The organism is Curtobacterium sp. MCSS17_008, assembly GCF_003234185.1.
Lineage (GTDB): Bacteria > Actinomycetota > Actinomycetes > Actinomycetales > Microbacteriaceae > Curtobacterium.
In genome coordinates this window covers 226,804-249,265 of the sequence record NZ_QKSM01000005.1, presented here as the reverse complement: position 1 = coordinate 249,265, position 22,462 = coordinate 226,804, and the positions used below count along the sequence as shown (strand labels likewise).

Annotated in this window: 19 protein-coding genes; 8 read left to right on the top strand and 11 right to left on the bottom strand. The window is 72.9% G+C overall.

Annotation, left to right across the window (positions count from 1 at the left end; translation table 11 throughout):
• Window positions 1-220 precede the first annotated feature (220 nt).
• Window positions 221-649 (top strand): hypothetical protein, encoded by a 429-nt coding sequence (locus DEJ23_RS08215; RefSeq protein WP_146240233.1) that lies wholly within the window; start codon window positions 221-223, stop codon window positions 647-649.
• Between the two features lie 67 nt (window positions 650-716).
• On the opposite strand, the gene DEJ23_RS08210 is transcribed toward DEJ23_RS08215, so the two are convergent.
• Together DEJ23_RS08210 and DEJ23_RS08205 are read right to left on the bottom strand one after the other, a co-directional pair.
• Window positions 717-1,772: a hypothetical protein gene (locus DEJ23_RS08210; protein WP_111239761.1), complete on the bottom strand. Its 1,056-nt coding sequence runs from the start codon at window positions 1,770-1,772 to the stop codon at window positions 717-719.
• Between the two features lie 94 nt (window positions 1,773-1,866).
• Window positions 1,867-3,117: an ROK family transcriptional regulator gene (locus tag DEJ23_RS08205; protein WP_111239760.1), complete on the bottom strand. Its 1,251-nt coding sequence runs from the start codon at window positions 3,115-3,117 to the stop codon at window positions 1,867-1,869.
• Between the two features lie 126 nt (window positions 3,118-3,243).
• On the opposite strand from DEJ23_RS08205, the gene DEJ23_RS08200 reads away from it, so the two are divergent.
• On the top strand, window positions 3,244-3,699 hold the full coding sequence (locus tag DEJ23_RS08200; RefSeq protein WP_111239759.1) for a GNAT family N-acetyltransferase: 456 nt from the start codon (window positions 3,244-3,246) through the stop codon (window positions 3,697-3,699).
• A gap of 14 nt (window positions 3,700-3,713) precedes the next feature.
• The gene (locus DEJ23_RS08195; protein ID WP_111239758.1) at window positions 3,714-4,040 is read left to right on the top strand and encodes an MGMT family protein; all 327 of its coding nucleotides are present in this window, start codon (window positions 3,714-3,716) and stop codon (window positions 4,038-4,040) included.
• Between the two features lie 4 nt (window positions 4,041-4,044).
• Here the strand turns inward: DEJ23_RS08195 and DEJ23_RS08190 are convergent, their stop codons facing one another.
• The 8 genes from DEJ23_RS08190 to sucC form a co-directional block, all read right to left on the bottom strand.
• Window positions 4,045-4,470, bottom strand: coding sequence for a DUF805 domain-containing protein (locus tag DEJ23_RS08190; RefSeq protein WP_111239757.1), 426 nt, complete (start codon window positions 4,468-4,470; stop codon window positions 4,045-4,047).
• Between the two features lie 38 nt (window positions 4,471-4,508).
• Window positions 4,509-6,428 carry an ABC transporter ATP-binding protein gene (locus tag DEJ23_RS08185; RefSeq protein WP_258375352.1) on the bottom strand — a complete coding sequence of 640 codons (1,920 nt, stop codon included), beginning with the start codon at window positions 6,426-6,428 and terminating at the stop codon, window positions 4,509-4,511.
• A complete protein-coding gene (locus DEJ23_RS08180) occupies window positions 6,425-8,248 on the bottom strand; it encodes an ABC transporter ATP-binding protein (protein ID WP_111239787.1) in 1,824 nt (607 codons plus the stop codon). Before DEJ23_RS08180 ends, DEJ23_RS08185 begins: the two co-directional genes overlap by 4 nt.
• Before the next feature lie 560 nt (window positions 8,249-8,808).
• On the bottom strand, window positions 8,809-10,467 hold the full coding sequence (purH, locus tag DEJ23_RS08175; RefSeq protein ID WP_111239756.1) for a bifunctional phosphoribosylaminoimidazolecarboxamide formyltransferase/IMP cyclohydrolase: 1,659 nt from the start codon (window positions 10,465-10,467) through the stop codon (window positions 8,809-8,811).
• Complete coding sequence (purN, locus tag DEJ23_RS08170) at window positions 10,464-11,057, bottom strand: phosphoribosylglycinamide formyltransferase (RefSeq protein WP_111239786.1); 594 nt, start codon at window positions 11,055-11,057, stop codon at window positions 10,464-10,466. The genes purH and purN overlap by 4 nt, the downstream gene beginning before the upstream one ends.
• 31 nt (window positions 11,058-11,088) lie before the next feature.
• Window positions 11,089-13,119 carry a DUF6350 family protein gene (locus tag DEJ23_RS08165; protein WP_111239755.1) on the bottom strand — a complete coding sequence of 677 codons (2,031 nt, stop codon included), beginning with the start codon at window positions 13,117-13,119 and terminating at the stop codon, window positions 11,089-11,091.
• Window positions 13,120-13,259: 140 nt separating this feature from the next.
• The gene (gene sucD, locus DEJ23_RS08160; RefSeq protein ID WP_111239754.1) at window positions 13,260-14,153 is read right to left on the bottom strand and encodes a succinate--CoA ligase subunit alpha; all 894 of its coding nucleotides are present in this window, start codon (window positions 14,151-14,153) and stop codon (window positions 13,260-13,262) included.
• Window positions 14,154-14,167: 14 nt separating this feature from the next.
• The gene (gene sucC / locus DEJ23_RS08155) at window positions 14,168-15,337 is read right to left on the bottom strand and encodes an ADP-forming succinate--CoA ligase subunit beta (protein WP_111239753.1); all 1,170 of its coding nucleotides are present in this window, start codon (window positions 15,335-15,337) and stop codon (window positions 14,168-14,170) included.
• A 208-nt stretch (window positions 15,338-15,545) separates the two neighbouring features.
• On the opposite strand from sucC, the gene DEJ23_RS08150 reads away from it, so the two are divergent.
• The 5 genes from DEJ23_RS08150 to DEJ23_RS08135 all read left to right on the top strand — a co-directional run bounded on the left by DEJ23_RS08150 (window position 15,546) and on the right by DEJ23_RS08135 (window position 19,747).
• Window positions 15,546-17,177, top strand: coding sequence for a RecQ family ATP-dependent DNA helicase (locus DEJ23_RS08150; RefSeq protein WP_111239752.1), 1,632 nt, complete (start codon window positions 15,546-15,548; stop codon window positions 17,175-17,177).
• A gap of 313 nt (window positions 17,178-17,490) precedes the next feature.
• Window positions 17,491-17,784, top strand: coding sequence for a hypothetical protein (locus DEJ23_RS08145; protein WP_069712858.1), 294 nt, complete (start codon window positions 17,491-17,493; stop codon window positions 17,782-17,784).
• Between the two features lie 50 nt (window positions 17,785-17,834).
• The gene (locus tag DEJ23_RS15395; protein ID WP_146240232.1) at window positions 17,835-18,203 is read left to right on the top strand and encodes a hypothetical protein; all 369 of its coding nucleotides are present in this window, start codon (window positions 17,835-17,837) and stop codon (window positions 18,201-18,203) included.
• 71 nt (window positions 18,204-18,274) lie between these two features.
• Complete coding sequence (locus DEJ23_RS15390) at window positions 18,275-19,078, top strand: oxygenase MpaB family protein (protein ID WP_181429174.1); 804 nt, start codon at window positions 18,275-18,277, stop codon at window positions 19,076-19,078.
• Between the two features lie 33 nt (window positions 19,079-19,111).
• Window positions 19,112-19,747, top strand: a complete 636-nt coding sequence (locus DEJ23_RS08135; protein ID WP_111239750.1) for a pyridoxal 5'-phosphate synthase — start codon at window positions 19,112-19,114, stop codon at window positions 19,745-19,747.
• A gap of 234 nt (window positions 19,748-19,981) precedes the next feature.
• Here the strand turns inward: DEJ23_RS08135 and DEJ23_RS08130 are convergent, their stop codons facing one another.
• Window positions 19,982-22,444 carry an ATP-dependent helicase gene (locus tag DEJ23_RS08130; protein WP_111239749.1) on the bottom strand — a complete coding sequence of 821 codons (2,463 nt, stop codon included), beginning with the start codon at window positions 22,442-22,444 and terminating at the stop codon, window positions 19,982-19,984.
• Window positions 22,445-22,462 lie beyond the last annotated feature (18 nt).

Below are 22,462 nucleotides of genomic sequence, written 5' to 3'. Positions count from 1 at the left end.
TGTCTTCTCCGACCGAGCGCGTTCGCGTGGTCCCCACCATCCTCGCGACGCCTGCTGGGAGTCCGGATCTGCGACCCCGCGCCGAGGCGGACGGGAGGCGCGGGGCGGGCCGGCGGGGAGCCTCCCGTCCGCCTCGGCGCGGGGTCGCAGATCCGGACTCCCAGCAGGCGTCGCGAGGATGGTGGGGACCACGCGAACGCGCTCGGTCGGAGAGGACACCGTGACGGACGACACCAGCACCACCGGACTGCAGTCGATGATCGAACGTGCCGGGCGGATCACCGCCGAGGAGGCGGAGGCGCTCGACGTCGCATGGAAGGCCGACGAGCAGATCCTGCTGCCGGAGCCGAGCGCGTCGCTCGCGATCCAGGGCGGGGCCGACGGCCGGATGGTGACGAACGCCGACCTGCTCGCCGCGTGGCAGCACGCGCTCGACGCCGCGGGCGCCGCGGGCCGGGTGGACGAGATCGAGGCGGCGCAGGAGGCCGGGCGCGCGGTGAAGCACTCGGACGCGCACCGGCGGGACCGGGCCGGGGCCGAGGAGGCCGTCCGGTCGGCGGTGCTCGCGACGGGTGTGCGCGACCTGCTCTCGGACGACGAGTACGCCACCCTGACGGCTGCCTGGCGGAAGGTGCTCGGCGAGGTCTGACCGACGGGACCGTCCTGTCGGCTGCCGTGCCGACACGGCCGTCCTGCCGCTGCCGTGCCGACGCGTGTCAGGGGCGGGCGACGCCGCTGAAGTCCGGAGAGCCGTCCGGGGCGGCCGGCAGCGGCGTCCCGTCGACGTAACGGGGCCAGGCCAGCACCCGGGCACCGTCCGGCCGCCCCTCGTAGAGCATCCCGTCGCTGCCCGTGACCGTCGTGCCACCCGTGCGCGTCGGCCGTGCGACGCCCGCGGGTGCAGCGGGAGCGGCGGGCTCCGTGGACGCAGCGTGAGCCGCCAGCTCCGCGGACACAGCGTGAGCCGCGGACACAGCGGGAGCCGCCGGCTCCGCGGGTGCCGCGGGAGCCGCCGGCTCCGGCGTGCCCGACCACCCGCCGACGAGCGGGGCCGCGGGCCCCGGCCCGGCGGGGCCGTGCGGGGACCCCGCGCCGGTCCCGGACGGCGCGGGCCACGCGACCGACGCCGGTCGCGGCCGGAACAGCGCGTTGCTCAGCGGTACGACGACGGTGCCGAGCAGGTCGAGGATGACGACCACCCACACGAGCCGCCAGTACCCGCTGGCCAGGTCGGCGTCCGGAGCCAGGAGCGGCACCGACAGCAGCAGGGCGAGCAGCGCGATCAGCGCGACGGTCACCTTCGCGACGAGCTGCAGCAGCGGCGTCGGGTAGCGCCGGTGGATGACGAGCAGCAGGTGGACGTGCAGCAGGGCGAACCGTGCCACGAACACGATCCCGAGCCACTGCCAGAAGCGCTCGCCGACGATCCAGATCCCGTCACCACCGAACGGGTCCGTCGGCACGACCCAGACCTTGAACAGGCCGGTCACCAGCAGGTACATCGACACGGCGATGCTCGCGAACGCGAACGTCCCGGAGCGACGCGACGACACGTCGGCGTCGTACCAGGACAGCAGCGCGAAGACGACGACCACGACGACCGTCAGGAGGAGCTGCACCGCGACCCGGCCGAAGTCCCCGAGGAGCACCGCGACGATCCCCTCCAGGCCGGCCGCGACGACGGCTCCGATGATCGTCCTGAAGACCAGTGGCCGGACCCTCGCCCACCGCGGGTCGATCGTCCCCGTCTCGTCGTCCGTGCTCGTCGTCATGCGGCCCTCCTCCACGTGCGTGTCCCCGAACCCTAGCGGCGCGCGAGCGACCACACACCGCCGTGGACGGGGCCGGGCGGACGAGCAGCTGCCGTCAGCGTCGGATGAGCAGCGCGCTCGCCCGTGGCGACAGCGCGGCGTCGAGGACCAGGCAGGCCGCACCCACGGCGGCGACGTCCGCACCGCGACCGCTGTCGACCACCGCGATCGGGTGCTTCGGGATGAGCAGCGGCGAACCGACCACCGCCTCCCTCGCCGCCGGCAGCGCCACCGGCGCGATCCCCGACCAGAACGGCCCGCCGAAGACGACACGGTCGATGTCGAGCAGGTTGACGATGACGACCACGGCCTGTCCCATCACCGCGCCGGCCTCGGCCGCGAGCCCGACCGCGACCTCGTCGCCGCCGTCGATCGCGGCTCCCAGGGCCTCCCACGCGCGCTGCACGGCGGTGACGTCGTCGGAGGGGGCGTCCTCAGCGAGCCGGAGCCCTCGTGCGCGTGCCAGCTGCACGAGCCGGTCCGGCGCCACGGCGGCCCCGACCTCGCCCCGCGTGCCCGATCCGTCCGGGGTGCCGGCGAGGGCCCCCTGGTCCACCATGATGTGCCCCGCGTCGCCGGCGTTCGAGCCGACCCCGCGGACCGGTTCGTGGTCGACGACGAGCCCGACGCCGAAGCCGGTGCCGAAGTACACGAAGGCGAAGTTCCGCGCCGAGGACTCCCCCGCCAGGAACATCTCGCCGACGACCGCCGCCGTGACGTCCTTCTCGAGCAGCACCGGGAAGCCCGTCGCCTCGGCGAGCGCGTCGCGCAGGGGCACGTCGCGCCACCGGGGCAGGAACGGCGGGTCGAGCACGACACCGGCGTCGACGTCGATGGGCCCCGGGCTGGCGATGCCGACCCCGAGCACGCTCTCCACGGCGACACCCGCGTCGGCGACGAGTCCGTCGACGGCCGTCGCGATCGTCCGCACGACCTCGGAGGGGTCGTCGGCCGACGGCGTCGACGTGGTGGTCTCGGCGACCACGGTGCCCGCGAGGTCGAGCAGGACGTAGGTCACCACCGCGGGGTCGACGTGCACACCGACCGCGTACCGGCTGGTGGGCTCGAGCCGCAGGATCGTCCGGGGCTTCCCACGGCCGGCGACGACGGTGCCGGACTCCGCGATCATGCCCGCCTCGATGAGGAAGCGGGTCACGTTCGACACGGTCTGCGCGCTGAGCCCGGTACGCGCGGCGAGCTCGACCCGGCTCAGGCCCTCGGGCGAGCGCCGGACGGCGTCCAGCACGACGGTGCGGTTGAACCCGCCGATCGACGGCAGGTTCGCCCCACGTCGATGCTCCGCCATGTCGCGACCCTACCGCGGCCCCCGGGACCCGGCGCCGATGTCCGGGCCACGCGGTCGACAACGGTGCGGCAACGGTCTGCCGGGCGTCCTGGCACCCGGACGGGGTGCACCGCTAGCCTGAGCGGCATGACGGACCTCCGCCTCGAAGCCCTCTCCGCGTCGACCGCCGCTGCGGCCAACTCGCTGACGCTCAAGCCCGGGCAGGAGCAGTTCGTGCAGCCGACCACGTACGGCGTCGCCGAGTCCGACGTGAAGCCGAGCTCGGCGTGGACCCGCGTGGTGCTCGACGGAGACCGTGTGGTCGGCATGATCATCGGCACCTTCGACGAGGACAACTCCGAGGAGGAGCTCCGCAGCGCGATCTGGCGCGTCAACGTGGCCGCCGACGCGCAGGGCCGCGGTGTCGGCCGGTTCGCCGTGCACGGCCTGGCGGACGAGGCCCGCAGCCGCGGCTTCGCCCGCCTGACCGTCGTCTACGAGCCCGGCGGGGACGGCAGCCCCGAGGCGTTCTTCCGCGCCCTCGGCTTCGAGGTCGTGCGCGAGACGCAGTACGGCGACCACTACGCCGTGCTCGCCCTGTAGTCGCCGGACGCCCGGTGGACGAACCCGACTTCGGCGCGGCCGTCGCCGAGGTGGTCCGGCTCATCCCGCCCGGTCACGTGATGACCTACGGCGACGTCGCCGCGGCGCTCGGCTCGCGGGCGTCCCGCGCGGTCGGCAGGGTGATGGCGCTCGAGGGCGCCGACCTGCCCTGGTGGCGCGTGGTCCGCTCCGGCGGACTGCCGCCGGCCCGGCACGAGTCCCGGGCGCTCGAGCACTACCGCGCCGAGGGGACCCCGCTCGTGCACGGCTCCTCGGTCTGGAGGATCGACATGCGTCGTGCGCGCTGGTCGCCCTCCACGGACGCCGACGACCCGTTCTGAGCGTCTAGGCGTCGAACCGCGCGCCCTTCGGGTTCGACGGCAGCAGGAACATGACGAACAGCACGAGCGAGCCGACGGCGGGGAGCACGTGCAGGAACTGCCAGAAACCGGAGCGGTCCGCGTCGTGCAGCCGTCGTGCCCCGAGGGCGAGCGAGCCGACGAGCGTCACGAGTCCCCACAGCACGAACAGGTACGACCCGACGGGGTTCTCGAACACCGGGGTGTCCGGCGTGAACACCTGCGGGACGAGCTGCAGCACGAGCCCGATCGCGAACGACGTGATCCACCACCACCAGAACTCGGAGCGCGAGGCCCGGCCGGTGAACACGGTGTACTTCCGCCAGAACCGGCGGACCGCCTCGGCGAAGGGTGCCCCGGGGAAGGGGTCGCGCAGGGCGACGCCGCCGGGCTGCACGCTGTCGTTGCTCATGGGACAAGCCAACCACGCGCGCGCAGCCCGGTCGCCGGTCAGACGAGCGAGTCGCGCCAGGCCGCGTGCAGCTGGGCGAACCGCCCGGTCCCCGCGATGAGGTCGTCCGGCGTGCCGTCCTCGACGATCCGGCCGTACTCCATCACGAGCACCCGGTGGGCGATCGCGACCGTCGACAGGCGGTGCGCGATGATCACGGCCGTGCGGTCCGCGAGCAGGGTCTCGAGTCCCTCCTGCACGAGCCGCTCGGACGGGATGTCGAGCGACGCCGTCGCCTCGTCGAGGATGAGCACCTTCGGGTCGGCGATGAACGCCCGGGCGAACGACAGCAGCTGGCGCTGCCCGGCCGACACCCGCCCGCCGCGCTTGTTCACGTCGGTGTCGTACCCGTCGGGCAGGGCCTCGATGAACGTGTGCGCACCGACGGCCTCCGCTGCCCGCACGATCTCGTCCCGCGTCGCCCCGGGCTTGCCGAGCGCGATGTTGTCGGCGACGGAGCCGGAGAACAGGTAGGCCTCCTGCGTCACCATGACGATCGCCCGGCGCATGTCCTTCGGGTCGAGGTCCCGCAGGTCCACGCCGTCCAGCCGCACGGACCCCTTCGTCGGGTCGTAGAACCGCGCCATGAGCTTCGCGAGCGTGGACTTGCCGGCGCCGGTCGACCCGACGAGCGCGATCGTCTGCCCCGCCGGGATGTGCAGGTCGAACCCGGGGAGCACGACCTTGTCGGCGTTGTAGGCGAACTCGACGTCGTCGAAGTCCATCGCACCGGTGGCCTCGGGCAGCCGCACGGGCTCCGCGGGGTCCGGCACGCTCGGCCGCTCCTCGAGGACGCCGGAGATCTTCTCCATCGCCGCCGAGGCCGACTGGTACCCGTTGTAGAACATCGCGAGCTCCTGCGCCGGGTCGAAGAACCGCTTCGCGTAGAGCGCGACCGCGAGCAGCGCGCCGACCTCGAGCGAGCCGCCGACGATCCGGAAGCCGCCGACGATGACGACGGCCGCGAGCGTCGCGTTGCCGATGAGCACGAGCACGGGGTCGAACGTCCCGAACAGGTTGAACACCTTCGTGTTCGCCACCCGGTAGTCCTCGACGTACCGGCCGTACTCGTCGCGGTTGCGGGACTCCTTCCGGAACGCCTGCACCGCCCGGATGCCGGTCATGGTCTCGACGAAGTGCACGATGACGCGGGCCGAGGTGACACGGGTCGCCCGGAACAGCGTCTGCGAGTTCGTCTGGAACCAGCGGACGAGGAACCACAGCGGCACGAGCGACACCGCCAGCACGAGCCCGGACGTCGGGTCGAGCACCACGAGGGCGATGCCCGTGAACACCATGTAGAGCACGCCCTGGATGAGCTGGTTCAGGCCGGAGTCGAGCAGCTCGCGGATCGAGTCGAGGTCGCTCGTCTGCCGCGAGATGATCCGGCCCGACGTGTACGTCTCGTGGAACTCGAGCGACAGCCGCTGGGTGTGCAGGAACACCCGCTTCCGCAGGTCGAACAGGATCGCCTGGCTGATGCGTGCGGCGAGCACGGTGTACCACGCGGTGAGCACCGCGCCGAGCACCGCCACCACGATGTAGGTCGCGACGACGCCGAACGCGGGCACCCAGTCGTTGCTGTCGAGCACGGCGGGCAGCGCGTTGTCGATGCCCCACGCGATGAGCGCCGGGCCCGCGACCGTGCCCGCGGTGGAGACGACCACGACGACCCCGAGCAGCACCAGTCGGGCCTTCAGCGGCGACGCGAGCGACCCGAGCAGGGCGAGGGAGCGCCGCCGCAGGCGCTTGCTCTCCGCCTTCGTGAAGTCCTCGCGCTCCTCGCCGCGCACCCCCAGGGTGGTGACCGACGCGGTGACGGGCGCGGCAGACCGCACGTCGGGGGTCTCCTCGACGTCGGGATCCGTGCCTCCCGGCAGGTCGGCGGTGCCGACGGGGCGGGGATCTGACTGGCTCATGCCATCGCCTCCTCTCGGGCGGGCGCGTCGTCCTCGTCGAGCGACGAGATGACGTAGCGGTAGTGCTCGTTGGTGGCCATCAGCTCCGAGTGGGTGCCGACGGCGGTGATGCGCCCGCCCTCCATGAGCGCCACGCGGTCGGCGAGCGTCACGGTCGAGGGGCGGTGGGCGACGATCAGCGAGGTCGTGTCCGCGAGGACCCGTCGCAGGCCGGCCTCGACGCGGGCCTCGGTGTCGACGTCGAGCGCCGACAGCGGGTCGTCGAGCACGAGGACCGAGGGGCGCGCGGCGATCGCGCGGGCGAGCGCCAGACGCTGGCGCTGCCCGCCGGAGAGCGACAGGCCCTCCTCGCCGACGCGGGTGTCGACGCCCTCGGGCAGCTCGTCGACGAAGGACGCCTGGGCGATGTCCAGGGCCTCGCGCATGATCCGCTCGGCCTCGTCGCCGGACAGGTCCGGCCGGCCGAGCAGCACGTTGTCCCGCACGCTCGTCGAGAACAGCGTGGCGTCCTCGAACGCGACGCCGACGTGGCGGCGGAGCTCGGCGCGCGTCAGGTCGCGGACGTCGACGCCGTCGATCGTGATGGAGCCCCCGGTGACGTCGTAGAGACGCGGGACGAGCGACAGCAGCGTCGTCTTGCCGCTGCCCGTCAGGCCGACCAGCGCCATCGTCTCGCCGGGGTGCAGCTGCAGCTCGACGCCGTCCACCAGGTCCGGGAACCCGGTCGGCGAGTCCTGGTAGCGGAAGTGCACGGCGTTGAACGACAGCGCACCGTGCGGCTCGGCGATGGTCCTCGGCTCCGCGGGGTCCTGGATCGTGTTCTCGGAGTCCATGACCTCGAAGAACCGGTCCACCGCGGTGCGGGTGTCGAACGTCATCGACAGGAAGAACCCGATCGACTCGATCGGGAACCGCAGCACCGTCGCGGTCGCGAAGAAGGCGAACAGCTGCCCGACCGTCAGGTCGCCCTGCGACGCCAGCCAGATGCCGGCGAGCAGGCACAGCGCGAACGCGACGTCCGGCACGAGCAGCAGCCACAGCCAGATGCTCGCGATGGCCTTCGCCTTCTCGATCTCGGTGCCGCGCAGCGCCTCGGCCTGCTCGCTGAACTCGTCGAGCTTGGACCGGCCGCGCCCGAACGCCTTGAGCACGCGGATGCCGTGCACCGACTGCTCGACGCTCGTGGCGAGGTCGCCGACCTGGTCCTGGCTGCGCCGCGCGACCTGCGAGTACTTCCGCTCGAACAGCAGGCCGTTGATCCACAGCGGGATCGACGCCACCAGGAAGACGAGGCCGAGGACCCACCCGAAGGTGAACAGCACGACGAAGCCGACGGCGATCGTGACGATGTTCACCACGAGCAGCACGACGCCGAACGCCAGCCAGCGCCGGATGAGCGACAGGTCGGACACCGAGCGGGACAGCAGCTGCCCGGACTCCCAGCGGTCGTGGAACGACACCGGCAGGTCCTGCAGCTTCGCGTAGAGGGCGTTGCGCATGCTCGTCTCGATGCGCGTCGAGGGCCGCATCACGAGACGTCGGCGCGACGCGATGAAGAACGCCTCGAGGGCGCCGAGCGCGAGCACGCCGAGGCCGGCCGGCCAGATGAGTGCGGCGTCGCGCGACGACAGCGGGCCGTCGACGAGCCACTGCAGCACGTACGGGATCGCCAGGGCGACGAGCGAGGCGCCCATCGCCGCGGCCATGCCGCCGAGCAGCCGCCAGCGGTACGGCTTGACGTAGGGCCAGATGCGGCCGATGGCGCGCAGGGTCGACGGGCGGTCGGTGGACGGGAGCGCCTGGTCGGGCGGTGTGGACATGCGGTTGCGTCCTCGTGCGTCGTGCCGTGTCCGCACGGTCGGGTCGCCGTCCCGTCGACGGGTCGCGTCGGCGGTGGCGGTCCGGCCGGGAGGCACGGCGTGGCAGTGCGGTGGTCGTCGGCCGGGCGCGTGGTCGCGCGCCGTCGCCGTCACTCGCGTGACGTCGACCGGCCGGAGGGCACCGGAGACACGGGTCCCCGGGTTCTCAGCAGGTGGTCCGCGCTCGCCGACGGTGTCGTCGGGCGCGAGGCCGTGGGAGGGGCCTGGCTAGACGGCGGCCGTGCCCGGGGTGCGGATCGGCATCGCCGTCCGGGTCCGGGGTCGCGGGTCGGGAGTGGTCCCCACGAGGGACACGAGACCCGTCCGGGCAGCCGTCGCCACTGTTCCGGTCGTCGCGTCCATCGTCACTCCAGTCGTCGTCTTCGTCACCGATGTGTCCGCGGGCACGGCCGGTCCGGTTGCGATCGTCCGGTGCGGTGCGGAGCCTTACAGACTATTCACAGTCGCTCGTGTTGCGCAATGGTCCCGGCGTTGTTGGACGCCGTCGACCTGAGCGGGTCTCAGTGGAAGAAGTGCCGCTCGCCCGTGAAGTACATCGTCACACCGGCCGCCTGTGCCGCCGCGACGACCTCGTCGTCACGGACGCTGCCGCCCGGCTGGGCGACGGCGCGGACGCCCGCGTCGAGCAGGACCTGCAGGCCGTCGGCGAACGGGAAGAACGCATCCGACGCCGCGACGCTGCCGCGGGCCCGCTCGCCCGCACGGTCCACCGCGAGGTGGCACGAGTCGACCCGGTTGACCTGCCCCATGCCGACGCCGACGCTCGCGCCCTGGTCGGCGAGCAGGATGGCGTTCGACTTCACCGCACGGCTGGCCTTCCAGGCGAACGCGAGGTCGGCGAGGGTGGCCTCGTCGGCCGGCTCGCCGGACACCAGGGTCCAGGTCGACTGGTCGAAGGTGGTGAAGCGGTCGGCGTCCTGCACGAGGAACCCGCCGGAGATCTGCTTGACCTCCCGCGTCGCGAGCGCGAAGTCCGCCGGCAGCGTGAGGAGCCGGATGTTCTTCTTCTGCGAGAGGACCTCGAGCGCCTCGGGGTCGAAGGCCGGGGCGACGACGACCTCGGTGAAGATGTCACGCACGGTCTCGGCCATCTGCCTGGTCACCGGACGGTTCGCCGCGATGACGCCGCCGAAGGCCGACAGCGGGTCGCATGCGTGCGCGGCGGCGTGCGCCGAGGCGATCGGGTCGGCCGCGTCGGCCGGGGCGATCGCGATGCCGCACGGGTTGGCGTGCTTGATGATCGCGACGGCGGGGGTGTCGAAGTCGTACGCGGCCCGGACGGCGGCGTCGGCGTCGACGTAGTTGTTGTACGACATCTCCTTGCCGTGCAGCTGCGTCGCCTGCGCGATGCCCGCTCCCCCGGCGGTCGTGTACAGCGCAGCTGCCTGGTGCGCGTTCTCGCCGTAGCGGAGCGTGGCGGCCAGGCCGGCCTCGACCCGGAGCGTCTCGTCGACGGTGCCGGGCGTCTCGAGGTCGCCGGCGGCGGTCGGTGCGGCGGCCTGCTCGGCGACGGGGGTCGTGTCCGGCGCGACGACGTCGGTCGCGAAGTACGACGCGACCGCTGCGTCGTACGACGCGGTGTGCGCGAAGGCCTGTGCGGCGAGACGCTTCCGGAGCTCGAGCGTGGTGCCACCGGCGCGGACGGCCTCGACGACCTCGGCGTAGGACGACGGCGAGACGACGATGGCGACGTTCGGGTGGTTCTTCGCCGAGGCGCGGACCATCGCCGGGCCACCGATGTCGACGTTCTCGACCACGGTCGCGGCGTCGGCACCCGAGGCGACGGTCTCGACGAACGGGTAGAGGTTCACGACGACGAGCTCGAACGGCGCGATGCCGAGGTCGGCGAGCTGCTGCTCGTGCGACGCCAGCCGCAGATCGGCGAGCAGGCCGGCGTGCACCGCGGGGTGCAGGGTCTTCACCCGGCCGTCGAGCGACTCGGGGAAACCGGTGACGCCCGACACGTCGGTGACGGCGTACCCGGCGTCGCGGATCGTCTGCGCGGTGCTGCCCGTCGACACGAGCTCCACACCCGCATCGGCCAGGGCGCCGGCGAGCTCGAGCAGGCCGGACTTGTCGCTCACCGAGATGAGTGCGCGCCGCACGGGGACGACGTCGCGGTGGCGGTAGAGGCTGGGGTCGGCGGCGTGCACGCTCATGCGCTCGGGGGGCCCTTCAGGTCGGTGGTGCCGTTGGCGATGTCGAGGATGGTCTGGATGAGCAGGCGGCGTTCGACCGGCTTGATGCGGTCGTGCAGCGTCGACTCGGTGTCGCCCGGCAGCACCGGGACGCGCTCCTGCGCCAGGATCGGGCCGGTGTCCACGCCGTCGTCGACCTGGATGACGCTCGCCCCGGTCTGCTCGACCCCGGCGACCAGGGCGTCGCGGACGCCGTGCGGCCCCGGGAACTCGGGCAGGTACGCCGGGTGCGTGTTGATGATCGCGGGGGCGAACTCGGAGACGACGGCGTGCGGCAGCAGACGCATGAGCCCGGACAGCACGAGCAGGTCGGGCGACCACGGACGGATCTGGGTGGCGAGCTCGGCACCCCACTCCTCGCGCGTGGCGAAGCGGGAGAACGGCACCGTGAAGGTCGGGATCGAGAACTCCTCGCCCAGACCGAGCCCCTCGGCGTCGCGGTCGGCCCCGATCGCGACCACGCGGGCGGGGTACTCGGCGTCGGTCGTCGCCTCGAGCAGGGCCCGGAGGTTCGAGCCGGTACCGGAGATCAGGACGACCAGTTCGAGCACGGTCACCACCCTACCGGCGGCGCGGCCGGGGCTACGCGTCGTGCTTCGGACGGCGCCACCAGGGCAGCTCGTCCTCGGCGATCTGGTCGGTCTGGTCCCACGCGGCCGGCGTGCTCGTCGACGGGGTGCGCCCTGCGGGAGTGTCGGTCGGGACCTCGGCGGGGGTCCCGGTCGGCTCGTCGGCGTCGTCGCGCCCGGCGACGAACTCCTCGGTGCTCCACGGGAACGCGGGCTGCGGCTCGGTTCCGGGAGCGTGCGGGAGGGTGTCGTACCCCGCGTGCGCCCCGTCGTCGCCGGCGGCGCTTCCTCCGCCGACCCGGTGCCGCAGGTCGCCGGCGCGGTTCCGCACGTCGTCGGCTGCGCCGCGCAGGCGCTCGCGCAGACCGCTGATCCCGCCACGGGCGGAGGGCGTCGGGGTCGGCGCGACCCGCTCCGCAGCGACCGCGTCCGTCCGGGCCCAGTCGGGCAGGGGGACGTCGTCCGGTTCCTCGACGGGCGCCCGCCGGTCGAGGGTCGGCGTGGGCCCGTGCTCGGGCTCGGGCTCGGGCTCGGCCTCGTGCTCGTCGCGCTCTTCCTCGACGGTGTCGGGCTCGACGGCGGGCTCGCGCTCGGTGATCGGCTCCGTCCGGTGGGCGTCACCGGCGGAGCCCGTGGTGTCCGACGAGTGGCCCGTCGCACGGGTCGACGAGTCGTGCGCCTCCTCGACCACGAACCGGTGCGTCTCGGTCGTCCGACCGGCGCCGGCCTCGTCGAGGGCGGCGACGAGCGAACCGGCACGGGTGTCGTCCGCTGCGGCTTCCTCGTCGGCCTCGATCCAGCGTTCGCGGCCCCAGGAGCGTTCCGACAGCCGGACGAGATCGCTGCCCAGCGCCAGCGCGACCGCGGCCGGCAGGCCGACCTCGAGCGTCGCCAGGAGCCCGACGAGCAGCCCGTCCGGTCCGGCCTCGGCGAGCCGCCCCGGTCCGAGCGACCCCGAGGTGAGCGCCGTGGCGACGCCGGTCAGCACCCCGGCCACGACACCGGTCGCGACGCCGGCGAGGGCCCGGCGGAACGGGGAGTCGTCGGCACCGAGCGCCCGGACGAGCGTGGGGCGCATGAGCCCGCCGACGACGAACGCGGCGACGACGGGCACGAGGACCCCGAGCAGACCGAACGTGTGTCCCGACGCGGGCAGCGCACCGAAGACCGGGACCCCGGGGATCGGGCCGAGGGCGGTCCCGATCGGCGAGACGCTCGACCCGGTGCCGATGGCGAACCCCGGCCCGACCAGCCACGCGACGGCCCAGCCGACCAGGTCGGGCAGGAACGCGAGCTGGCCCACGGTCAGCGCGATGCCGCCGATCACACCGGCGTGCGACTGCTCGTACAGGGCGATGACCTCGGCGAACGAGGCGAAGAGCAACAGCGCCACGACGACGCCCGCGGCTGCCACCACCACGGCGGTGACGGCCGTCCCGGCGCGGAGCGCGAAGCCCGCCATCGTGCGCCACAGCGCGGGGATCCGGTCGACCTGATCGAGCACCCGCTGCGCCAGGGGGTCGGCCGGCAGCCCGCGCCGCCGGCGGCAGACCTCGCTGGTGACGAGTGCGGGGACCGCGAACCACAGCGCCGGCAGCACGACGGCCTGCCAGAGGACCGGGCTGGTCGCGGCCGAGGACGACGAGAGCGCGATCGCCAGTCCGAGCAGTGCCACGGCGGCGGTACCGACCAGGAGCCCGGTGGTGCGGTGCTCCGTCTCGGCGAACCGGCGTCCGGCCCGGCCGCCGAGCCAGGCCGTCACGACCGCGAACCCGAGGGCGGCGAGCGTCACGTGGATCGGGTCACCCGCACCGTCGATGCCGGATGCCCCGGCCACGTCGGACCCGAGGCGGAAGGTGACGTCGACGCCGTGCCCGACGAGCCAGACGCTCCCCGCGGCCTTCCAGAAGACGTCCCAGTCGATCTGCAGTCCGTACTCGAACCCCCAGAGCAGGGTGAGCGGGACGAGGGCGATCCCGAGGCCCACGCCGACCGTCACGATCGCCTCGACGGCGGCCAGCAGTGCGGTTCCCAGGCGGTTCATCGTGGCGAGGATACGTGCCCTCCCCCGGTCGCCGAGCGAGCCGCGCGGCACCTGTGGAGACTGACCGACCGTCCACAGCAGGACGGGAGGCGCGGTACCCGCTGGTACCGCGCCTCCCGTCCGTCGGGTCGTGCGGACCGCTACGCCCCCGCGGCGGCGACCACCTCGCGCAGCAGCGCGGCCGTCTCGGACGGCGTCTTGCCGACCTTGACGCCGGCTGCCTCGAGTGCCTGCTTCTTCGCCTCGGCGGTGCCGGCGGAACCGGACACGATCGCGCCGGCGTGACCCATCGTCTTGCCCTCCGGCGCCGTGAAGCCCGCGACGTAGCCGACGACCGGCTTCGTGACGTGCGCCTTGATGTAGTCGGCCGCACGCTCCTCGGCGTCGCCGCCGATCTCACCGATCATGACGATCGCCGTCGTCTCGGGGTCGGCCTCGAACGCGGCGAGCGCGTCGATGTGCGTGGTGCCGATGACCGGGTCGCCGCCGATGCCGATGGCGGTCGAGAAGCCCAGGTCACGCAGCTCGTACATCATCTGGTAGGTCAGGGTGCCGGACTTCGACACGAGACCGATCGGGCCCTTGCCGGTGATCGTCGCCGGGGTGATGCCGACGAGCGCCTCGCCCGGGGTGATGATGCCGGGGCAGTTCGGGCCGATGATCCGGGTCTTGCCGCCGAGGGCCTTCGCGTGCGCCCAGAACGCGGCGGAGTCCTGCACCGGGATGCCCTCGGTGATGACGACGACGAGGGGGATCTCGGCGTCGATGGCCTCCATCACGGCGTCCTTCGCGAACGCCGGCGGGACGAAGACGATCGAGACGTCGGCACCGGTGGTGTCGATGGCCTCGCGCACCGAGCCGAACACGGGGAGCTCGACGTCGCCGTGGGTCACGGTCGTGCCGGCCTTGCGGGCGTTCACGCCGCCGACGACGTTCGTGCCCGCCTTGAGCATGAGCGCGGTGTGCTTCGTGCCCTCGCCGCCGGTGATGCCCTGGACGATGACCTTCGAGTCCTTGTTGAGGAAGATCGACATTGCTCTCGTGCTCCTTACGCCGCGGCCGCGGCGAGCTCGGCGGCCTGCTCGGCCGCATCGTCCATGGTCTCGGCGACGGTGACGAGCGGGTGCGCCGCCTCCGCCAGGATCCGACGACCCTCGTCCACGTTGTTGCCGTCCAGCCGGACGACGAGCGGCTTCGTCGCCGCGTCGCCGAGGATGCCGAGCGCGGCGACGATGCCGTTCGCGACGGCGTCGCAGGCGGTGATCCCGCCGAAGACGTTGACGAAGACGCTCTTCACCTGCGGGTCGCCGAGGATGACGTCGAGGCCGTTCGCCATGACCTCGGCCGAGGCGCCACCGCCGATGTCGAGGAAGTTCGCGGGCTTCACGCCGCCGTGGCGCTCACCGGCGTATGCGACGACGTCGAGCGTCGACATGACCAGGCCCGCGCCGTTGCCGATGACGCCGACCTCGCCGTCGAGCTTCACGTAGTTCAGGCCGTGCTGCTTCGCCTTGGCCTCGAGCGGGTCCTCGCTCGCGGTGTCCTCGAGCTGCGCGTGCCCCTCGTGGCGGAAGTCGGCGTTGTCGTCGAGCGAGACCTTGCCGTCGAGGGCGAGGATCTGCCCGTCGCCGGTGCGGACGAGCGGGTTGACCTCGACGAGGGTGGCGTCCTCGCCGGCGAACACGTCGTAGAGCTTCACGAAGACGGCGGCGACCTGGTCCACCAGCTCGTCGGGGAACCCGGCCCGGCGGGCGATGTCCGCAGCAGCCGAGTCGTTGATCCCCGTGAGCGGGTTCACCTCGACGCGGGCGAGCGCCTCGGGCTTCTCGACGGCGAGCTGCTCGATCTCCATGCCGCCCTCGACGCTGACGAGCGACAGGTACGAGCGGTTCGCCCGGTCGAGCAGCACCGAGAAGTAGAACTCCTCGGCGATGTCGGCGCCCTGGGCGACCATGACGCGCTGCACCGTGTGGCCCTTGATGTCGAGGCCGAGGATCGCCTTCGCGTGCTCGTACGCCTCGTCGGGGGTCTTCGCGACCTTGACACCGCCGGCCTTGCCGCGACCGCCGACCTTCACCTGGGCCTTGACGACGACCACGCCGCCGATCCGCTCCGCAGCTGCCTTCGCCTCCTCAGGGGTGTCGGCGGTGATCCCCTGCAGGACGGGGACGCCGTAGGACTCGAAGAGGTCCCTGGCCTGGTACTCGAAAAGATCCACGCTGTTCTTCTTCCCGCACGGTTCGTGCGATCGGCATCGGTCATGGGGTCGCGCACTCAACGTCGAGGGTCGCTCGATGTCGAGACGACGGCCGCGACCACCCTAGCGCCGCGAGGTGGACGGCGGGCACGTCCGGACCGCTCCGCCGGATGGCCGGGGGACGCGCTCACCAGGGAACCCACCAGCACCCCTCGGGCACGGTCGACTGGTGCAGAAGGAACTCCGTATCCGTGTCGCCGACGTCTTCGGCTGGGACCTCCGACCCGAGCAGGAGCAGGTCGTCGACGCCGTCCTGGCCGGTCGTGACGCCCTGGCGCTCATGCCCACCGGTTCCGGCAAGTCCGCGATCTACCAGGTCGCCGGGCTCGCGCTCGACGGCGCCGTCGTCGTGGTCTCGCCGCTCGTCGCCCTGCAGGAGGACCAGGTCGTCGGCATCGAGGACCACCCGCAAGCGCCCCGGGCCGTCACGATCAACGCCACGCGCGGCGGCCGCGAACTCGACGACGCGTGGGACGCGGTCGCCTCCGGGGAGGCGCGGTACGTCTTCCTCGCCCCCGAGCAGCTCGCCAAGGACGAGGTCGTCGACCGGCTGCGCGACGCCGGCGTCGCCCTGGTCACCATCGACGAGGCCCACTGCGTGTCCAGCTGGGGTCACGACTTCCGCCCGGACTACCTCGTGCTCGGCGAGGTCGTCGAGCGCCTCGGTCGGCCGCCGGTGCTCGCGATGACCGCCACCGGGTCCGCTCCGGTCCGGTCCGAGATCGTCGAGCGGCTCGGCATGCGCGACCCGCTCGTCGTGGCGACCGGCTTCGACCGGCCGAACCTGCGCTTCGAGGTGGTCCGCCACGCCGACGCGGACGAGAAGCAGGCCGCGGTCGTCGACCAGGTCGTGGAGCTCGACGGCGTGGGCATCGTCTACGTCGCCACCCGCGCCGAGACGCTGACCTACGCCGACGAGCTCGTCGAGCGCGGTCGCCGGGCGAAGCCGTACCACGCGGGTCTCCGGGTGCGCGACCGCGAGCGGGTGCACCACGAGTTCCTCGACGGGGACCTCGACGTCGTCGTCGCCACCAGTGCGTTCGGCATGGGGATCGACAAGCCGGACGTCCGGTTCGTGGTGCACGCCGACGTGCCCGAGTCGGTCGACGCGTACTACCAGGAGGTCGGCCGGGCAGGCCGCGACGGGGACGTCGGACTCGCGACGATGCACTACCGCGCCGAGGACCTCGGGCTCCGCCGCTTCTTCGCCTCCGGGTCACCCCGGCCGGCGTCCCTGCGCGCCGTGTTCGACGCCGTGCCGTCCGAGGGCGCCGTCGCCCGTTCGGAGCTCGCGGAGCGCTCCGGCCTCGCCGCGCGCACCGCCGGACGCGCCGCGAACGCCCTGGTGGACGCCGGAGCACTCGACGACGGCGAGGACGGGCTGCGTCGACGGCCGGACGGACCACGGGACGCCGAGGCCGCGGCGGCGCTCGCCAAGGCGCAGGCGGCGCAGCGCGAGGAGATCGAGGAGTCGCGGATCGCCATGATGCGTCGGTTCGCCGAGACGTCGGGCTGCCGACGGCAGTTCCTGCTCGGGTACTTCGGCGACGAGCTCGCGGAACCGTGCGGCAACTGCGACACGTGCACGGCGGGCACCGCCTACGAGGACACGGCCCACGGCGCCGACGGCGCGAACGACGACACCTGGCCGCCGGAGTCGCCGGTCGAGCACCAGCAGTGGGGCCGTGGCACGGTGATGAGCACCGAGGACGACCGGGTCACGGTGTTCTTCGAGTCCGCCGGCTACAAGACCCTGTCGCTCGCCGACGTCGAGGAACGGCACCTGCTCGAGCGCGTCTGATCGGCGACACGGACGAGCGTCCCGCGCACCGGACGGGCCGGGCCGGACGAGCTCGGGCCGGAACGGGCTCGGGCGGGGGAAGGCGCGGCCGCTCGACCACCCGTCGGCGACCGCGCTCCACTCCCCCGAGCACGGCGAGTGTGACCCGCGTTCGTGACCCGCAGGTGACGCCGAGGTGAACGCGACGCGAAACCGGGCCGGGACCGCGCCGACCGGACGACCCGTCAGGCGGACGGCGTAGACAGGGAGGCCCGACGGCTCCGGCGACCGGTCCCGGCCCCGGAGCCCGAACCTCCCACGGAAGGACTGCACCATGAGCGACCCCGGCATCAGCCCCGTCGACGACTTCGACGCCCAGGAGCGCCGCAACGACGACGTGGACCGCGAGCACGTCGGCCCCTACGAGGTCGACGAGTCCGAGGAGTCCCTCGAGACGGTGACGAACGACGCGGTCGCCGGCGAGACGGTCGAGCCCCAGCCGGGCGACGGCTCCGACGACGGCCCCACGGGTGGCGCACCCCGCGAGGGCTCGCCGGACCTGTGGGAGCACGACGACGACACCGACCGTCCGGACCTCGGCGGCGACCTCGGCACGAAGCCGCTCTGAGCACCGCTCACCGACACCTCGCACGGAGCACGGCCCAGTACGATCGGGCCGTGCTCCGTGCCGTCCGTGCCCGCGTCCGGTCGACGCCCGCGCTGGCACGGCTGCTCTCCCTCGCCTCCCTCGCCTCCCTGCTCCTCGTCGCCGCCGCGGCCCACTCGGGTGCCCGCACCGGGACCCTCGCGTGGCTGCCGCTCCTCGTGGCCGGTGTCGCCCTCGCCGTCGTCACGGGAGCGACGACGCACCTCTGGCCACTGCCGGGCATCTGGCTCGTCGCGACCCTGCTCGCCGCCGCGAGCGGCACGGTCGTCGGCCCCGGCGTGCTCGCCGCCCTCGTCGGCGGCGTGGTCGCCTTCGCAGCAGCGATCGTCGTCGACACCGCGCCGCTCCGACGGGCACGACGGCACGGGCCGCGTCCGTGACGCCCCGGACGGGAGGGCCGGCCCACCCCCGCCCCGCCGGCCGCGCCGCGGGGACGGACGACCGGGCGTCCGTGGCGGGCGGAGGCCGTGCCTCCCGGCCGCCCCGTGGTGACCGCGACCTGCGGCGCTGGCTGGCGGACAGCACGCCCGTCGCGGCGGGTGGCCGCGCGATCCTGCTGCAGATCGCCGACCCGGTGGTCGGCGCGGGGGTCCGGCGGCACTCGGACTTCGCCCGCAGGCCGCAGCAACGGCTCGCCCACACCCTGATGTTCGTCTCCGCCGTCGTCAACGGGACCGCGGCGGACGCTGCCGTCGCGACGGCCTTCGTGAACCGGGCGCACCGTCCGGTCGCCGGGGCCGACGACGTCGACCGGCAGCGCTGGGTCGCGGCCACGCTGTTCGACTCCGCGCGGAGCGCCCACGCGCGCTTCGGCGACCCGCTGTCGGACGACGACGCCGAGCGGGTGCTCGCGGCCTACGCGCCGATCGCGACCGCCCTGCGGGTCCCGTCCGACGGCTGGTTCGACTCGGTGGCGGCCTTCGACGCGTACTGGGAGCGGACACTGCCGACGCTGCACGTCACCGACGACGCCCGGAGCATCGTGCGGGACCTCCTGCACCCCCGCTCCGCACCGCTGTGGGTGCGCGCGGCGATGCCCCTCGTCCGGATCGTCACCGTCGGGATGCTGCCCGGGGCCCTCCGCGCGCAGTACGGGTTCGCGTGGGGGCCGCGCGAGCAGCGGCGCTTCAGACGGACGCTCCGGCTCGTGCGCGGCGTGCGGGCGCTCGTGCCGGGATGGGCGCTCCGCCTGCCCGGGCCGCTGCTCCTGCGCGCCATGCACCGGACGGCGGCACGGTACGCGCGACGAACCTGAGCACCGTGGTCGGCGGGCCGGTTGGGTGGGAGCATGTCCAGTTCGCTCTCCGGTGACGGCTCCCTGCACCTGCCCGAGTTCGACGCGCCGCCCGCGTCACCGTTCGACGTCGCCCGAGCGTGGCTCGACGGCGCCGCTTCACGTGACGTGTCCGAGCCGATGTCGATGACCCTCGCCACCGCCGGGGCCGACGGTCGGGTCAGCGCCCGGACCGTCGACGTCAAGCGCCTCGACGGCCGCGGCCTGGTGTTCGGCACCTCGACGCTCAGCCCGAAGGGGCGGCAGCTCGCCGAGAACCCGCACGCCGCGCTGCAGGTCTACTGGCGCGAGAGCATGCAGCAGCTGCGCTTCGAGGGTCGTGCCGTGCAGCTGTCCGACGAGGAGTCCGACGCGCTGTTCGCCGACCGGTCGCCGAAGTCCCGCGCCGCGACCGCGATCGCCGACCAGTCGGACGTGCTCGAGCCGCGGACCCTGCAGGACCTGATCGACGACGCGAACGTGCTGCTCGACGAGTCCGACGACGACGTGCCCCGGCCCGAGGGCTGGGTGGCGTGGCGGCTGGAGCCGGACGTGGTGGAGTTCTGGCAGGGCAGTCGCGACCGGATGCACCGGCGGTTGCAGTACGTGCGTGCGGGTGACGGCTGGGACGCGGCGCGGCTGCAGCCCTAGGCGCGCCCGTGGCGGGCCCCGTCGCCTGCGCGGGCCCGGTCGCCTGCGCGGTGCCCGGTCGCCTGCGCGGTGCCCGGTCGCCTGCGCGGCAGAACACCGGTGTCTCCGCGACGAACACCGCGATCCGGGTGTGCGGCCCGTGAACACCGGTGTCTTGTGGGAGGGCCGGCCGGCGGTGGCGTCGAGCGATGGGCGCCGCGGGGGCTCGAGGCGGTCCGGGTGGTGCGCTGAGCGTCAGAGCTTCTCGATCGGGGCGATCTTGATGAGGAGCTTCTTGCGCCCCGCTGCGTCGAACGCGATCTCGGCGATGCGCTTCGCGCCCTGCCCCGTCACCGCGGAGACGGTGCCCTCGCCGAAGTCGACGTGCTTGATGCGGTCGCCGGCCACGAGCTCCATGTCCCCGTTGTCGCGGACCTGCCCGGACACGCGGTTGGCCCACTCGGTCTTCGGGCGGGTCTTCGCCGCAGCGGCCGCGCGGTCGTAGGAGCCACCGCCGAAGCCGCCGCCCCCTCGGTAGCCACCGCCGCCTGCACCACCGCCGAAGCCGCCCGGACCGCCGCCACGACGGGCGTTCAGGGCGCGGGGCTCGGTGCCGCCGCGGCTGTTCGCCATGCCCGGCGACTGCTTCCACTCGATGAGCCCCTCGGGGATCTCCTGCAGGAAGCGGGACGGCATCGCCACGTTCACGTCGCCGAACTGCGCGCGGGTCATCGCCAGCGACAGGAACAGCGACTTCTTCGCCCGCGTGATGCCGACGTAGAACAACCGACGTTCCTCAGCGGGACCGCCCGGCTCGTTCGCGGACATCCGGTGCGGCAGCAGGTCTTCCTCGACGCCGGTGAGGAACACCGCGTCGTACTCCAGCCCCTTCGCCGTGTGCAGGGTCATGAGCGACACCGTGCCGGAGGAGTCGTCGAGCTCGTCCGCCGCCGCGACCAGGGAGACCTCGGTCAGGAAGTCGGACAGGGTGCCCTCGGGGTTGTTCTTCTGGAACTCCCGCGTCACCGCCACGAGCTCGTCGATGTTGTCGGCGCGGGCGGCGTCCTGCGCGTCGGGCGACTTCCGCAGGTTCTCGAGCAGGCCGGACCCGTCGAGCAGCTGCGTCAGGGTGTCGACGACCGGCTGCGTGGCGGCGCGTGAGGCGACGTCGTCGAGCAGCTCGGCGAACGAGGTGATCGCGTTCCGGACCTTCGGGCCGAACCCGAGCTCGTCGGCGTGCCGGAGGGCCTCGCGCATCGAGGTCTCGTGCTCGTCCGCGTACCGTTGCAGGGCGGTCTCCGTGACGGCGCCGATGCCGCGCTTCGGCACGTTGAGGATGCGTCGGAGCGACAGCGGGTCGGCCGGGTTGGCGACGGTGATCAGGTACGCCATCGCGTCCTTGATCTCGGCACGCTCGTAGAACTTCGTACCGCCGAGCACCCGGTACGGGATCGCCGAACGGATGAAGATCTCCTCGAGGGCACGGGTCTGCGAGTTGGTCCGGTAGAACACGGCCATGTCGCGGTACGAGGTGCCCTCCTCGTGCAGCCGCTGGATCTCGTCCGCGACGAACTGCGCCTCGTCGTGGCCGGTGTACCCGGTGAAGCCGACGATCTTGTCGCCGGCGCCGACGTCGGTGAACAGGTTCTTCGCCTGGCGGTCGAAGTTGTTGGCGATGACGGCGTTCGCGGCGTCGAGGATCGTCTGCGTCGAGCGGTAGTTCTGCTCGAGCAGGATGACCTTCGAGTTCGGGAAGTCGCGCTCGAACTCGACGATGTTGCGGATGTCGGCGCCCCGGAAGGCGTAGATCGACTGGTCCGAGTCACCGACCACGGTGAGCGACGCCGGGGCGATCGACCCGTCCGCCTCGCGCATGCGCGCCACGTGCTGCCCGGCGTCCTCGAGCTTGTCGACCTGCTCGACCGGCACCGGACGGGTGAGCTCGCGGATCAGGGCGTACTGCGCGTGGTTCGTGTCCTGGTACTCGTCGACCAGGACGAAGCGGAAGCGGCGCTGGTAGAGCGCGGCGACCTCGGGGAAGGCACGGAACAGGAAGACCGTCTGCCCGATGAGGTCGTCGAAGTCGAACGCGTTCGCCCGACGGAGCTCGTTCGTGTAGCGGCGGAACACCTCGGTGAACATCACTTCTTGCGGGTCGTTCGCGTTGATGTTCCTGGCGTGGGTCTCGACGTCCTGCAGCTCGTTCTTGAGCTTGGAGATCTTCGACGCCGCGGCACCGACCGTCAGCCCGAGCGAGTCCGCCTCGAGCTCCTTGATGATCCGCTTGAGGAGCGCCCGCGAGTCGGCCGAGTCGTAGATCGTGAACGACTGCGGGAAGCCGAAACGCTCGGCCTCGCGCCGGAGGATCCGCACGCACGCCGAGTGGAACGTCGAGATCCACATGCCCTCGGCGGCCTGACCGACCAGGGCCTGCACGCGCTCGCGCATCTCGGCGGCGGCCTTGTTCGTGAACGTGATCGCCAGGATCTGCGACGGCCAGGCCTCGCGGTTGGCGAGCAGCAGCGCGATGCGCCGGGTGAGCACGCTCGTCTTACCCGAGCCCGCGCCCGCCACGATGAGCAGGGACTCGCCGCGGTACTCGACGGCTTCCTTCTGCTGGGGGTTGAGACCCGCGGTGAACGGGTCGTCGTACCCGCCGGGGCGGGTGCCCGCGCCCGGCTCGGGGGACTGGTCGAAGGGGTCGAGCACGATCGTCATGACCGGGTCAGTCTAGGC

Excerpts from the sequence above, each read along its gene's own strand:
- DEJ23_RS08210 (WP_111239761.1), bottom strand. The coding sequence starts at position 1,772 with ATGACGACGAGCACGGACGACGAGACGGGGACGATCGACCCGCGGTGG.
- DEJ23_RS08205 (WP_111239760.1), bottom strand. The coding sequence starts at position 3,117 with ATGGCGGAGCATCGACGTGGGGCGAACCTGCCGTCGATCGGCGGGTTC.
- DEJ23_RS08200 (WP_111239759.1), top strand. The coding sequence starts at position 3,244 with ATGACGGACCTCCGCCTCGAAGCCCTCTCCGCGTCGACCGCCGCTGCG.
- DEJ23_RS08190 (WP_111239757.1), bottom strand. The coding sequence starts at position 4,470 with ATGAGCAACGACAGCGTGCAGCCCGGCGGCGTCGCCCTGCGCGACCCC.
- DEJ23_RS08185 (WP_258375352.1), bottom strand. The coding sequence starts at position 6,428 with ATGAGCCAGTCAGATCCCCGCCCCGTCGGCACCGCCGACCTGCCGGGA.
- DEJ23_RS08180 (WP_111239787.1), bottom strand. The coding sequence starts at position 8,248 with ATGTCCACACCGCCCGACCAGGCGCTCCCGTCCACCGACCGCCCGTCG.
- purH (WP_111239756.1), bottom strand. The coding sequence starts at position 10,467 with ATGAGCGTGCACGCCGCCGACCCCAGCCTCTACCGCCACCGCGACGTC.
- DEJ23_RS08165 (WP_111239755.1), bottom strand. The coding sequence starts at position 13,119 with ATGAACCGCCTGGGAACCGCACTGCTGGCCGCCGTCGAGGCGATCGTG.
- sucD (WP_111239754.1), bottom strand. The coding sequence starts at position 14,153 with ATGTCGATCTTCCTCAACAAGGACTCGAAGGTCATCGTCCAGGGCATC.
- DEJ23_RS08145 (WP_069712858.1), top strand. The coding sequence starts at position 17,491 with ATGAGCGACCCCGGCATCAGCCCCGTCGACGACTTCGACGCCCAGGAG.
- DEJ23_RS08135 (WP_111239750.1), top strand. The coding sequence starts at position 19,112 with ATGTCCAGTTCGCTCTCCGGTGACGGCTCCCTGCACCTGCCCGAGTTC.
- DEJ23_RS08130 (WP_111239749.1), bottom strand. The coding sequence starts at position 22,444 with ATGACGATCGTGCTCGACCCCTTCGACCAGTCCCCCGAGCCGGGCGCG.